14 protein-coding genes are annotated in these 12,613 nt (G+C 67.5%); 8 read left to right on the top strand and 6 right to left on the bottom strand.

The annotated features are described in order from the left end of the window. Nucleotides 1-597 carry an NAD(P)H-dependent oxidoreductase gene (locus tag ACX9OW_RS13225; RefSeq protein ID WP_193395987.1) on the bottom strand — a complete coding sequence of 199 codons (597 nt, stop codon included), beginning with the start codon at nt 595-597 and terminating at the stop codon, nt 1-3. Nucleotides 598-799: 202 nt separating this feature from the next. Here ACX9OW_RS13225 and ACX9OW_RS13230 point away from each other — a divergent pair, with 202 nt between their 5' ends. Further along, nucleotides 800-2,848: a TonB-dependent receptor domain-containing protein gene (locus tag ACX9OW_RS13230; RefSeq protein WP_197600792.1), complete on the top strand. Its 2,049-nt coding sequence runs from the start codon at nt 800-802 to the stop codon at nt 2,846-2,848. A gap of 64 nt (nt 2,849-2,912) precedes the next feature. Here ACX9OW_RS13230 and ACX9OW_RS13235 read toward each other — a convergent pair whose 3' ends face one another. Beyond that, the gene (locus tag ACX9OW_RS13235) at nt 2,913-3,740 is read right to left on the bottom strand and encodes an isocitrate lyase/PEP mutase family protein (protein WP_164151381.1); all 828 of its coding nucleotides are present in this window, start codon (nt 3,738-3,740) and stop codon (nt 2,913-2,915) included. A gap of 153 nt (nt 3,741-3,893) precedes the next feature. Here ACX9OW_RS13235 and ACX9OW_RS13240 point away from each other — a divergent pair, with 153 nt between their 5' ends. The 4 genes from ACX9OW_RS13240 (at nt 3,894) to accC (ending at nt 7,221) form a co-directional block, all read left to right on the top strand. Beyond that, nucleotides 3,894-4,628 (top strand): DOPA 4,5-dioxygenase family protein, encoded by a 735-nt coding sequence (locus ACX9OW_RS13240; RefSeq protein WP_111186283.1) that lies wholly within the window; start codon nt 3,894-3,896, stop codon nt 4,626-4,628. A 232-nt stretch (nt 4,629-4,860) separates the two neighbouring features. Then, complete coding sequence (gene aroQ, locus ACX9OW_RS13245; protein WP_053515684.1) at nt 4,861-5,304, top strand: type II 3-dehydroquinate dehydratase; 444 nt, start codon at nt 4,861-4,863, stop codon at nt 5,302-5,304. 59 nt (nt 5,305-5,363) lie between these two features. After that, a complete protein-coding gene (gene accB, locus ACX9OW_RS13250) occupies nt 5,364-5,843 on the top strand; it encodes an acetyl-CoA carboxylase biotin carboxyl carrier protein (RefSeq protein ID WP_053515682.1) in 480 nt (159 codons plus the stop codon). A 10-nt stretch (nt 5,844-5,853) separates the two neighbouring features. Next, the gene (gene accC, locus ACX9OW_RS13255; RefSeq protein ID WP_014648613.1) at nt 5,854-7,221 is read left to right on the top strand and encodes an acetyl-CoA carboxylase biotin carboxylase subunit; all 1,368 of its coding nucleotides are present in this window, start codon (nt 5,854-5,856) and stop codon (nt 7,219-7,221) included. Between the two features lie 132 nt (nt 7,222-7,353). Here accC and ACX9OW_RS13260 read toward each other — a convergent pair whose 3' ends face one another. Together ACX9OW_RS13260 and ACX9OW_RS13265 are read right to left on the bottom strand one after the other, a co-directional pair. Continuing rightward, nucleotides 7,354-7,728 carry a hypothetical protein gene (locus ACX9OW_RS13260; protein WP_065174417.1) on the bottom strand — a complete coding sequence of 125 codons (375 nt, stop codon included), beginning with the start codon at nt 7,726-7,728 and terminating at the stop codon, nt 7,354-7,356. Then, nucleotides 7,725-8,699 carry a hypothetical protein gene (locus ACX9OW_RS13265; protein ID WP_053515678.1) on the bottom strand — a complete coding sequence of 325 codons (975 nt, stop codon included), beginning with the start codon at nt 8,697-8,699 and terminating at the stop codon, nt 7,725-7,727. Before ACX9OW_RS13265 ends, ACX9OW_RS13260 begins: the two co-directional genes overlap by 4 nt. Nucleotides 8,700-8,850: 151 nt before the next feature. Here ACX9OW_RS13265 and prmA point away from each other — a divergent pair, with 151 nt between their 5' ends. The 3 genes from prmA to fis all read left to right on the top strand — a co-directional run bounded on the left by prmA (nt 8,851) and on the right by fis (nt 10,957). After that, complete coding sequence (gene prmA, locus ACX9OW_RS13270) at nt 8,851-9,771, top strand: 50S ribosomal protein L11 methyltransferase (protein ID WP_459062482.1); 921 nt, start codon at nt 8,851-8,853, stop codon at nt 9,769-9,771. 42 nt (nt 9,772-9,813) lie between these two features. Further along, a complete protein-coding gene (locus tag ACX9OW_RS13275) occupies nt 9,814-10,566 on the top strand; it encodes a DUF3426 domain-containing protein (protein WP_459040657.1) in 753 nt (250 codons plus the stop codon). Between the two features lie 115 nt (nt 10,567-10,681). Continuing rightward, nucleotides 10,682-10,957 (top strand): DNA-binding transcriptional regulator Fis, encoded by a 276-nt coding sequence (fis, locus tag ACX9OW_RS13280; RefSeq protein WP_005419706.1) that lies wholly within the window; start codon nt 10,682-10,684, stop codon nt 10,955-10,957. Between the two features lie 29 nt (nt 10,958-10,986). Here fis and ACX9OW_RS13285 read toward each other — a convergent pair whose 3' ends face one another. Both ACX9OW_RS13285 and ACX9OW_RS13290 read right to left on the bottom strand, forming a co-directional pair. Next, nucleotides 10,987-11,982 (bottom strand): phosphatidate cytidylyltransferase, encoded by a 996-nt coding sequence (locus ACX9OW_RS13285; protein ID WP_445394067.1) that lies wholly within the window; start codon nt 11,980-11,982, stop codon nt 10,987-10,989. Further along, entirely contained in the window at nt 11,979-12,608 is a 630-nt protein-coding gene (locus tag ACX9OW_RS13290; RefSeq protein ID WP_111186286.1) for a lysophospholipid acyltransferase family protein, read from the bottom strand. Before ACX9OW_RS13290 ends, ACX9OW_RS13285 begins: the two co-directional genes overlap by 4 nt. Nucleotides 12,609-12,613 lie beyond the last annotated feature (5 nt).

Below are 12,613 nucleotides of genomic sequence, written 5' to 3' on the forward strand. Positions count from 1 at the left end.
TCAGCTCGTTGGATGTCCGATTTTACGGCCGATCTCCATCGCGGTCTGCAGATGCGCCGCGGCCGCCCCGGTGTCCGCCTCCAGCAGCAGGGTGGAGGACAGCACGCGCGCGCCGCAGTAATCGAAGATGCCCATGTCGATCTGCGTGTTCATGGCCGCGCCATAGCCACGGCGTTCAATCATCGCGGCATCGGCACCCCCGATGCCGACCAGATGCACCTGCAGCTGCTGCAGCCGCTTCTCCACTTTTCCATCGGCACCCTCGGCGTAGGCCCAGCCCTGGGTGAAAACGCGATCGATCCAGCCCTTCAGCAGCGCCGGGAACGACCACCAGTAGAGCGGGTAGACCAGCACCAGCGTGTCGGTCGCATCCAGCCGTGCGTGCTCGGCCGCCACATCGGCCGGTGGCGGCGCGATGCCGCGGAACAGGGCCTGGTCCTGCCCGTTGAAGCGCGGGTCGAAGCCTTCGGCCATCAGATCGGCCATGGCGGTGGTATTGCTCTCATCGGCATCGGCGATGGCCTGCGCGATGCGAGCGGCTACCGCGTGGGTCAGCGAGGCAGGATCGGGATGGGCAACAACAATCAGGCTGTGCATGGGCAACTCCTTGGAGATTAGTTACTAATGGTAACTAGCGCACCCAGCCCGATCAGCACTGCCAGCAGGACACTGTTTCTGGCGTTCTGTATCGCCTCAAGTCAAATGCAAATGATTCGTGATACGATTGTTAAGGAGATCTGAAACCCCACACGGACGTCCCAGCCATCGCCAGTGGACCCCTCACCCGGAGTACCGCGCGATGTTGCATGCCAGTCTGAAGTCCCGTCGTTCCGTTGCCACGCTGGCCGTGGCCATCGGCCTTGCCCTCGCCTCCCAGGCCCACGCCGAGGCGTCAGCCGATGCCGCCGCCAAGCAGATGGACACCGTGGTGGTCACCGCCACCGGCGCCCAGCAATGGATCCGGGATGCCCCCGCCAGCATCAGCGTGATCACCCGCGAGGACATCGAGCGCAAGCCGGTCAGCAGCATCGGCCAGCTGTTGAGCACCGTGCCCGGCGTGACCGGCGGTTACGCGCTGTCTGGTGCGCAGTCGAAGATCCGGCTGCGCGGCCTGCCCGAGCAGTACACACTGATCCTGATCGATGGCCGCCGCCAGGGCAGCTCGGCCGGCGTGAACTATCGTGATGACCTGGGCCCGCAGGATCTGAACTGGCTGTCGCCGGACATGATCGAACGCATCGAAGTGGTGCGCGGCCCGATGTCCTCGCTGTACGGTTCGGACGCGATGGGGGGTGTGATCAACATCATCACCCGCAAGATCGCCGACCACTGGGGCGGCTCGGCCACCTTCAACTACAGCAAGCCCGATTCGGACACCCGCGGCAACACCACGCAGATGGGAGCGCTGTTCAGTGGCCCGCTGACCGACAACCTGGGCGTGCGCATCGGCGCCAACGTCACTGACCGCGAATCCGACCGCGGCGCGCGGCAGACACCGGGCAACAAGGCAGAGAACGCCAACGTGCTGTTCGACTGGCGCATCAGCGACAGCCACGTCGTGGGCGTGGAGGCCTCGCGCGGAACGCAGCGCAACAGCGGGGCCGGCCAGGTCAACAGCTGGGGACTGTCCAAGCTGGTGCAGACCGGCTACGTGATCCGCCATGACGGCACCTACAGCGACGCCACCACGTCGAAGACCACGCTGGTGCAGAACGAATACGAAGACAAGGGCAGCGACGTCGGCAACCGTTCGAAGGAAACGGTGTTCGATACCGCCTTCAACACCGGCTTCCACTGGGGCGTCGAGCACAGCCTGAATGTGGGCGGGCAGTGGAAACGCGAGGAGTTGGAGAACAGCGACACCATCGGTACCGTTCCGGTCACCTGGACGGGCAGCGGCCGCATCAGCCCGACCAGCGAGGCCGACTCCTGGGCGCTGTTCGCCGAGGACCACCTCACCCTGCACGAGCGCTTCGTGCTGACCCTGGGCCTGCGCTGGGACAACACGGAAAACTACGATGACAACCTGAGCCCGCGCATCTACGGCGTCTGGCACCCGGCCGATGCATGGACCGTGCGCGGCGGCATTTCCAAGGGCTTCCGTGCCCCCAACCTGAAGCAGGGAACGGCCGGCGCTGCGACCCAGTCCGGCGGCAACGGCTGCCGTGCCCTGACCGCCGAAGGCTGGAGCAGCCGTTCGGTGAATGCCGACGGCACGCGCGGCTGCTACATGGCCGGCAACCCCAACCTGGAACCGGAGACCAGCACCAACTACGAGCTGGGCGTGGGCTTCGACCGCGAGGGCTGGTCGGCCTCGGCCACCTACTTCCTGACCAACTTCGACGACAAGATCGAACAGGTGCCGCTGAGCCAGATCCCCGGCCAGACCACCAGCTTCGTCAACGGCTACTGGTGGACGGTGGCACAGAACATCCAGAAGGCACGCACCCGCGGTGTGGAAGCCAGCGTGACCGTGCCGCTGCACGAACGCCTGAACTGGACCACCCACGCCACGCGCATGCTGGAATCGAAGAACCGCACCACCGGCGCCACCCTGCTGGTAGTACCGGAGCTGACCGCCAACACCTCGCTGGAATGGCAGGTGACCGATGCCTGGTCGTTGAATGCCAGTGCGCAGCACATCGGCAAGCAACTGGTATCGGCCACCAGCGCCACCTTCGCCAAGGCGTACACCACCTGGGATCTGGTGACCGGCTTCGACGTGAACGAGAACCTGACCCTGCGTGCCGGCGTCCTGAACGTAGGCGACGTGTCCACCATCGACGAAGGCAACAACTACGACGGCGGCGCGCGCACCTTCTTCGTGGGCGCCACCGCACGGTTCTGATGCAGCACTGGCTCGGATCCCTTCGCGCAGCGAAGGGATCCTGCCGTGCATCCGCGGCCCTGCCTCAGCGGAACAGCGCGTTCAGCGCCGCACCCGATGCTGCCGCCTGCAGGCCATCAAAGCGGCCTTCCTGCTGGATGGGATCGGTGGCCCGCATCAATCCCCCCCACGCCGCACGGGCCAACGCCCCGCCCAGGCTGACCCGGCGTACCCCCATCGCAGCGATGTCCTGCAGCGTCAGTGACGTCGGTCCGCCCACCAGCAGGTTCACCGGCTTGCCGCCGGCCGCGGCCACCACCGCCTGGATCTGTCCGGCCGTGGTGATGCCCGGTGCGTACAACACATCGGCACCTGCGGCCGCGTAGGCACGCAGGCGCTGCAGCGTGTCTTCCAGATCCGGTACGCCCACGAAGAAGTTTTCCGCCCGGCCCACCAGCAGCACATCGGCCGCGGCGCGATCGATGGCCGCACGCGCCGCACGCAGGCGTTGCACGGCCTCCTCCAGCGGGCGCAGCGGCGCGTCGGCCAGACCGCTGGCATCTTCAATCGACAGAGCGGCGATGCCCGTATCCAGGGCCGCCGTCACGGCCTCAGCCACGTCCTGTGGCGTGGCGCCGAAGCCATCGCCGAAGTCTGCGTTCACCGGCAGGTCGGTGGCGGCCACCATCAGCCGCAGGTGGTCAAGCGTCGCCTGCAGCGATACCGCACCATCGGGGCGACCTTCGCTCCATGCACACCCCGCGCTGGTGGTGGCCAATGCCAGGAAGCCCTGCCGCTGCAGGTAGCGCGCGCTGCCGATGTCCCACGGATTGGGCAATACGAAGCAGCCCTGCGCATGCAACTGCCGGAACGTGGCACGTCTGCGGGCAGTGCTGGCATCTGCGCTGTTCATGGCGGGTATCCGTGCGGTGAGCTGACCACCCTATCCGGGCCGCGCACAGGACTCAACGCACCTGCGGCGCAGCATCAGGTGATGCCACCGGATCATTGGACGCGGCCCCCGCATCCGTCCGACGGTGACGGTCCGCCGTCCACGGAAACAACCATGCCGCGCTCCCCGCATTCTTCTGACGCCATTGCTGGCGACGACACAGATGCACACCAGGCCGCGCCGTTCTCACCCAGCCGGCGCCGCCTGATCGCATCGGCCGGCCTGGCCGCAGGTGGCCTGGCCGGCGCCACGAGTCCGGCCGCCGCAACACCGGCCCGAGAGGTGGCGAACACGACCGCACCGGGGCGTCCCGGATTCCAAGCGATCGTCCCGCCGCCGGCGCAGGGCCGCAGTCCCTGGGGACAGGACACCGCCAGCGAACCGACCCCACGACCGCGCAGCACACGCCCGGGCGAATCGCCATTGCCGACCCTCCCACGCCCCTACACCGACATCAAGAGTTACCACGCCCACATCTATTTCGACGAGGACACCTCGGCCAAGGCCGCACTGATCCGGCGCTGGGTGGCGGAACGCTTCCCGGTGGAACTGGGCAACTGGAATCCGGAGCCACGCGGCCCCCATGTCACCCCGTCCTTCTACTTCGGCTTCACCAACGATCTCCTGCCGGTCGTGGTGCCATGGCTGCAGCTCAACAGCCTGGGCCTGACGATCCTCATCCACCCCAACACCGGCGATGGGCGCGCCGACCACCTGCATTACGCACTGTGGGTGAACCGCGCGCAGCCGGTGAACGCCTACGACTGGCCGGCGCCCCGGCCGGGCGAGCAGGAGCCGCTGGAACAGGTGTTCCCCAACGTCGTGCCGACGCGGCCGCTGGAAACCTGAGCAGACCCGCCCGGCCTGGCCGGGACAGGAGCGGTCGGCCGCCATCGTCGGCGTACGTGCGGGTATCAGCAGCCGTCGCCACGTTCAGCGCGCCTTGAGGCGCTGCCCGGCATACGGGCACAAGCGCTTTCAGCGATTTCAAACAATCGATTGAAACGCGGCAAACTTCGCCGAACTGGACAGCATCGGCCGCTTCCGCCAGACTGCCGCCCTTTCCAGTCGATCGGATCCCATGGCGAAGCTGCTGGTCCTGCACGGCCCCAACCTCAACCTGCTCGGTACCCGCGAGCCGGAGGTCTACGGCCACACCACCCTGGCCGACATCGACCAGGCGCTGGCCCGCCAGGCCGACGCCGCCGGGCACGTGCTGGAGAGCCTGCAGTCCAACGCCGAACACGCGCTGGTGGACCGCGTACAGGCCGCCCGCACCGACGGCACGGCGTTCATCCTGATCAACCCGGCCGCGTTCACCCACACCTCGGTCGCCCTGCGCGATGCGCTGGCGGCCGTGGCCGTGCCGTTCATCGAAATCCACCTGTCCAACCCGCACGCCCGCGAACCGTTCCGCCAGCACAGCTATTTCAGCGACAAGGCGGTCGGCGTGGTGTGCGGCTTCGGCGCCGACAGCTACCGCTACGCGATGGACGCGGCGCTGCTGCGGCTGTCCGCCACCTGATTGTCGACCCGGGCGCCCACGGCGCTCTCCTCACCTAGATAGAAACCCAAGAGGCCCTCATGGATCTGCGCAAAATCAAGAAGCTGATCGACCTGCTGGAAGAGTCGAACCTGGCCGAAATCGAAATCAAGGAAGGCGAAGAGTCCGTGCGCCTGTCGCGCGCGCCGGTCGCCGGCTATGCCGCCCCGGTCGCCGCTCCGGTGTATGCCGCCCCTGCCGCGCCGGCGCCGCAGGCAATGCCGATGCAGTCGCCGACCGAAGCCTCCACCGGCGGCACCGCCAAGCCGGGCCCGGCGCTGCCGGAAGGCCACGTGCTGCGTTCGCCGATGGTCGGCACCTTCTATGCCTCGTCCGCTCCGGACAAGCCGGCCTTCGTCACCGTGGGCCAGCAGGTCAAGGAAGGCGAAACCCTGGCCATCATCGAAGCGATGAAGATGTTCAACCCGATCGAAGCCGACGCGTCCGGCACCATCGTCGCCATCCTCGGCGAGAACGGCCAGCCGGTGGAGTTCGACCAGCCGCTGTTCGTGATCGGCTGAGGGGCACGCCATGCTCGACAAAGTCGTCATCGCCAACCGAGGGGAGATCGCGCTGCGCATCCTGCGCGCGTGCCACACCCTGGGCATCCGCACGGTGGCCGTGCACTCCACGGTCGACCGCAACCTCAAGCATGTGGCCATGGCCGACGAGTCGGTCTGCATCGGCCCGGCGCCGTCGCCGCAGAGCTACCTCAACATCCCCGCCCTGATCGCCGCGGCGGAAGTCACCGATGCCCAGGCCATCCATCCGGGCTACGGCTTCCTGTCGGAGAACGCCGATTTCGCCGAGCGCGTGGAGGAATCCGGCTTCATCTTCATCGGCCCCAAGGCCGACACCATCCGCATGATGGGTGACAAGGTCGAAGCCATCCGCGCCATGAAGGCCGCCGGTGTGCCGTGCGTGCCCGGCTCGGGCGGCCCGCTGGGCGAGGACATCGTCGCCAACACCAAGATCGCCCGTGAGATCGGCTACCCGGTCATCATCAAGGCAGCGGGCGGCGGCGGCGGTCGCGGCATGCGCGTGGTGCACGCCGAAGCCTCGTTGAAGACCTCGATCGAAACCACCAAGAGCGAAGCGAAGGCGGCGTTCGGCAATGGCGAGGTCTACATGGAGAAGTTCCTGGAGAACCCGCGCCACGTGGAGATCCAGGTGCTGGCCGACGGCCAGGGCAATGCCATCCACCTCGGCGAGCGCGACTGCTCGATGCAGCGCCGTCACCAGAAGGTGGTCGAGGAAGCACCGGCACCGGGCATCACCGCCGAGCAGCGCGAGCAGATCGGCAAGGTCTGCGTGGAGGCCTGCATCCGCATCGGCTACCGCGGCGCCGGCACGTTCGAGTTCCTGTACGAGGACGGCCGCTTCTACTTCATCGAAATGAACACCCGCATCCAGGTGGAACATCCGGTCACCGAAATGGTCACCGGCATCGACCTGGTGGCCGAGCAGCTGAAGATCGCCGCCGGCCAGAAGCTGTCGATCAAGCAGAGCGACGTGGTGCTCACCGGCCATGCCATCGAGTGCCGCATCAACGCCGAAGATGCTGAAACCTTCGTGCCGAGCCCGGGCACCATCACCGGCTTCCATCCGCCGGGCGGCCCCGGCGTGCGCGTGGACACCCACATCTACAGTGGTTACCGCGTGCCATCGAACTATGACTCGATGATCGGCAAGCTGATCGTGCACGGCCCGGACCGCGAAACCGCGATCGCCCGCATGCGGGTGGCGCTGAGCGAAATGGTGGTCGACGGTATCAAGACCAACATCGCGCTGCAGCAGCGGATCATGCGCGACAAGGGCTTCCAGGCCGGTGGCCAGAACATCCACTACCTGGAAAAGCGTCTGGCCGAGCGCAAGAACAAGCCGATCGCGCTGACCTGATCGGCACAGGTGCCGGACATGAAAAGGGCGGGGATATCCCCGCCCTTTTCTGTTTTCTGCAGCGCCTTCCCCCGCGCCCGGCGTACCGGGAAAAGCAGCCGCGCGTGAGGGCCCGGCGCTGCAGGATCGGTGTCAGTGCCTGTCGGCCGCGGTTGCCGGAATCTGCGAGTTCGGCAGCGGGCGCACACCATTGGGCGAGGTCGGATCGACGATCACCATGGTCTCGGTCGAGCCATCGGGCCAGACCACCTGGAAGGTGCTGCCCGCCGGCAGCGATGCGAACGGCACGCCGCTCTGCGCGCGATAGACCGCGGCGACCTGGCTGGCGCCGGCGCGGCGCAGGTCTTCCTGTGCCTTCACCGTGGTCAGCTCCACCTTCGACAGATGCCGGTAGCGATCCTCGTAGGTATCGATCATCAACAGGCCCACCGCGCCGGCCGAATAGGCCACGAACAGTGCCACCCAGAACCAGAACTTGGCCCCGTGAAGGAATCGACGGTAGTTCATGGCCTGCTCCCCCTTCCAATCAATCGCTTGATCCATTCGTTCATCTTCCCAGCACCTTGCCGCGAAACCGCAGCGTCATACACGAAATCCCGGAAATCCTGCGTCTCATCCTGCGAACAGATCCCTCCATTCGCACAAAAACTGTTGACCAGCACGCTGTCGGCCCCACACGGTAGACCGAGTTCGCAGGCCGCAAGCCGCCACGCCATTTCGCTGAGCTGCTCGCCGGCCACCAGCCCGTCCAGTGCACTGTCACCGGCGGCGCGCACGCCCATTCCCGGAGCGAGGGCCATGAATGCCTCCGGATCGCGCGACAGGCGCACGCGCTCGACCAGGCCACGGCGGTAGTCCGCGCTGTCATGCAGCGGCTCACCTTCAGCGAACAGCGCAGCTTCGGCCGCCAGATTGCCCTGCGCGGCCGCCTTGCGACGCTCCGCCAGCACCAGCGCCGCGCCCAGTTTGTCGCCGGGCACGAACCCGCCGCAGCGCTGGGCCACGCGCTCGCGCGCATCGACCATGGCCGGTGCGGCACTCAGGCCCAGCCCCGCCAGCACGTTGTTGTCCAGGCGATACCCCCCGGGATCGACCGCGTACTGCGCGCAGTAGTCATACACCCGGCTGAGCATCCAGCGCGCTTCGTGGTTGCCACCGTCGGCCTGCGCACGCAACCGCTGCGCATAGGCGAACAGATCGGTGGCGCCCTCGATGTCGGCCCGGATGTCCAGCGGCAGGCCGGACGGCAGTGCGCCGCCCCGCTCGAAGGCCGCCAGACGCCGCGCCAGCGCCTCGGGCATGACCGGCATCGTCGTCCCATCCTCGTTGCCCGCCACCTGGGCCGTCGGCAGCCCGGAGGCCGCGACCGGAGACGATACCGAGCCCACGTGCCCGCTGGCCCGATACCCGGCCACGCCCAGCACGGCCACCGCCGGCAGCACGAGCAACCAGGTTTTCAGGGTCGGAGCGAGTGCCATCGGCAACGGAAAGCGTCGGGGGCGCACAGGAAAGCGCGCAGTTTAGCAAGGCCCGGCAGGCCTGTCTGAACGGGGGCCGTTCATCTCAGAGCATACGGAGACGCCCCGATGGTCTAGCATGGCCCCCTTTCCCGCGATTGCCCCCGATCCCATGCCGTTCCTGGAACTGACCCTGCGTTGCACCGAAGCCACCCAGCCCCGCTATGAGAATGCGCTGGAGGACGTCGGGGCGTTGGCCGTGACCCTGCTCGATGCCGAGGCCGACACCAGCAACGAGCAGGCGATCCTGGAACCGGGCGTGGGCGAGACGCCGCTGTGGGACAGCCTGGTGCTGACGGCGCTGTTCCCGGCTGACAGCAACGCGCTGTTGCTGCTGGCGGCGCTGGAAGCGTTCGACCCGGAACTGGACTGGAGCGGTGGCAGCTTCCGCGCCGTCGAGGACGAGGACTGGGAGCGTGCCTGGCTGGACCAGTTCCAGCCGATGGACTTCGGCAGCCGCACCTGGATCGTGCCGTGGAACCATGAGCTGCCGGAGGCGGCGCAGGCCGCCGACGCGGCCGTCGTCCGGCTGGACCCGGGCCTGGCCTTCGGCTCCGGTACTCATCCCACCACCGCGCTGTGCCTGCGCTGGCTGGACCAGCTGGCCGTGGACGGCCAGCTGCAGGGCCAGCGCGTGCTCGATTTCGGGTGCGGCTCGGGCATCCTCGCCCTCGCTGCGCTGAAGCTGGGCGCCGCCGAGGCGATCGGCGTGGACAATGATCCGCAGGCCCTGGTCGCGACCGCCGACAATGCCGAGCGCAATGGCGAGCAGGGCCGCATGCAGGTCTATCTGCCACAGGACGAGCCGGTGGCAACCTATCCCATCGTGGTCGCCAACATCCTCGCCTCGGCACTGGATGCCCTGGCCGAGCTGCTGGCCGCGCGCGTGGCCGGCGGTGGCCGCATCGCACTGTCGGGCATCCTGCATGGACAGGAGCACGAACTGCTGCAGCGTTACAGTGTCTGGTTCGACGACCTGCAGGCGACCCGCGATGGCGACTGGATGCGCATCACCGGCGTGCGCCGCGCCTGATCGTGTTTGAATGAGCGCTCGACCCGAACCCGCACCGTGAGCATGTCCGAGCCGCCCCCCGCACGACGTCCACTGGCCACCTTCCTGCGCCCCGCGCCGGAAGGCGGAACGGCACCTGCCGTAGAGGCGCACGTCGATACGCCTGCACAGGCCGGTCCGGCGCCCGAACCCACTGCGGCGGAGATCGAACATGCGCCGGCAGCGGCGGTGATCACTGCGCAACCCGTTCCGCAGCACACCGATGATGTGCCCCCGCATGCCGCGGCGGTGGCATCACCATCGAACCATGACGCACCCGGTTTCCTCGCCCGTGCACCTTCACGCTCGCGCCCGGCGCCGCGCTGGCACTGGCTGCTGGTGGCGGGGCTGGCGGCGCTGCTGATCCTGCAGAGCGTGCTCGCCGACCGCGCGCGGCTGGCCGCCGATGCCGGCCACCGCACATGGCTGGTGGCGCTGTGCAGCGTGCTGCGCTGCAGCCTGCCCGCCTGGCACGAACCCACCGCCTTCACCATGACCAGTCGCGACATCCGCCCGCTGCCTGGTCAGGCCGGCGTACTGCAGGTCCAGGCCAGCATCCGCAATGACGCGCGATGGCCACAGGCCTGGCCCGACCTGCGGCTTTCGCTGTCCGATGCGGACGGACGGGTCATCGGCAGTGACGTTTTCAGCCCCACGCAGTACCTCGGCGAGAACCCGGGTACCGCCGTGCTGGAACCGGGTCAGAGCGCACACATCGCGTTCCGCGTGCAGGAGCCTGCGGCGTCCACTGTCGCATTCACCTTCGAGTTCCTGTGATCGGGACGAAGGCGACCAGCCATGGCAGGTCGGGCACGCTCGCGCTAGACTGACCGCCACCACCTCATCCGGCCGCGCGCTCCGCGTGCACGGGCCAACCAGATCGGGAACCCCCTTGAACGCTGTCCTTTCTCGTCCTGACAACAGTCGTGGCGCTCCCCGGCCACCGCTGCGCGAACACGTCGCCCAGTCCGTGCGCCGGTACCTGCGCGACCTTGATGGCTGCGATGCAGACGACGTCTACGAGATCGTGCTGCGCGAGATGGAGATTCCGCTGTTCGTGGAAGTGCTCAACCACTGCGAAGGCAACCAGAGCCGGGCCGCGGCGATGCTGGGCATCCACCGTGCCACGCTGCGCAAGAAGCTGAAGGAATACGGCATCAGCGCCTGAGCGCGGATGGCGACGTCGTGGAAGCGGGGTCACCCGCCGCCGCCCGCCTTCCAGTAATACCGCACCACGTGGAAGAACACCGGTGCGGCGAAGCACACCGAATCCAGCCGGTCGAGCATGCCGCCATGGCCCTCGATCATGTGGCCCCAGTCCTTGATGCCACGGTCGCGCTTGATCGCCGACATCACCAGGCCACCCCAGAACCCCATCAGGTTGATCAACAGCGACAGGCCGAACGCCTGCAGCGGCGTGAACGGCGTGATCCACCACAGCGCAGCGCCCACCACGCTGGCACTCAGCACGCCACCGATGAAGCCCTCCACTGTCTTCGACGGCGACAGCCTGGGCGCGATCAGGCGCCTGCCCAGCAGCTTGCCCCAGATGTACTGCAGCACGTCGGAGGACTGCACCACGATCACCAGGAACGCCAGCAGCAGCACGTTGCGCGCGGGCTCATGCCCGGGCACGCGCAGGTTCAGCAGCAGGGGCACGTGCGAAATGCAGAACACGCAGATCATCAGCCCCCACTGCACCTTGGCCGTGCGCTCCAGGTAATGCGTGGTGTCACCGCCGATGGTGGCCAGGATCGGCAGGAACAGGAACGCATAGACCGGAATCAGCAGCGTGTACATGCCATACCAGTCGATCCACACCAGGTAGTACTGCCAGGGCAGTACGATGTAGAACGCCGCCAGGAGCGCGTAGTAGTCACCTGACCGGGTGGGTGCCAGGGTGATGAACTCGCGCAGGGCAAACAGCGAGATGATCGCGAACAGCACGATCACCCCGGCCCGGCCGAACAGCAGCGCCAGGCCGACCACGATTGCCATCACCCACCAGGCGCGGATGCGCGAGACCAGGTTGGCGATGACCGCGCTGGGCCGTCCACGCTGCCGCCAGCGCAGGGTCTCGGCCACCAGCGTCGCCATCACCAGCACCGCGCCGACACCGGCGAACAGCAGCCCGGTCTGCTGGCCCACGCTGCGCGCGGCGAGATCACCCGATACGGCGATCAACCCGCTCATGCGCGTCCTCCGCCCGGTGCCAGATCCAGCAGCGCCTGGCGGCTGCGCTGGAGAAACGCCGCCTTGTCCTCGTCGGCCTGCAGCCGCAGCGGAGTACCGAAGGTGGCCGTGCACAGCAACGGCAATGGCAGGAACCGTCCCTTGGGCATCACCCGCTTCAGGTTGTCGATCCACACCGGGACGAATTCCAGTTCCGGACGCTGCCGCGCGAGATGGTAGATGCCACTCTTGAACGGCAGCAGCGGCTCATCGCCGACGTTGCGCGTGCCTTCCGGGAACAGGATCAGTGAGCACTCCGCATCCACCGCCTCGCGCAGCGCCTGCAGCGGATCCTGCTGGCGGCGCGCCGCTTCGCGCTCGACCAGCACGCCGTTGAACACCGCATCGATCAGGTAGCGACGCAGGGCGTCGCGCTGCCAGTATTCGGCGGCCGCCACCGGACGCACCTGCCGCCGCAGTGCCGGCGGCATCGACGACCAGATCAGCACGAAATCCCCGTGGCTGGCGTGGTTGCCGTAGTAGACACGGCGCTCGCTGGAGGGCGCGCATCCGACCCACAGCGCCCGCGCGCCGGTGAGCACATGGATGGCGCCACTGCAGGCGCGGGCGATCAGTTCAGCAAACATCGATG

Source organism: Stenotrophomonas genospecies 5, assembly GCF_054473825.1.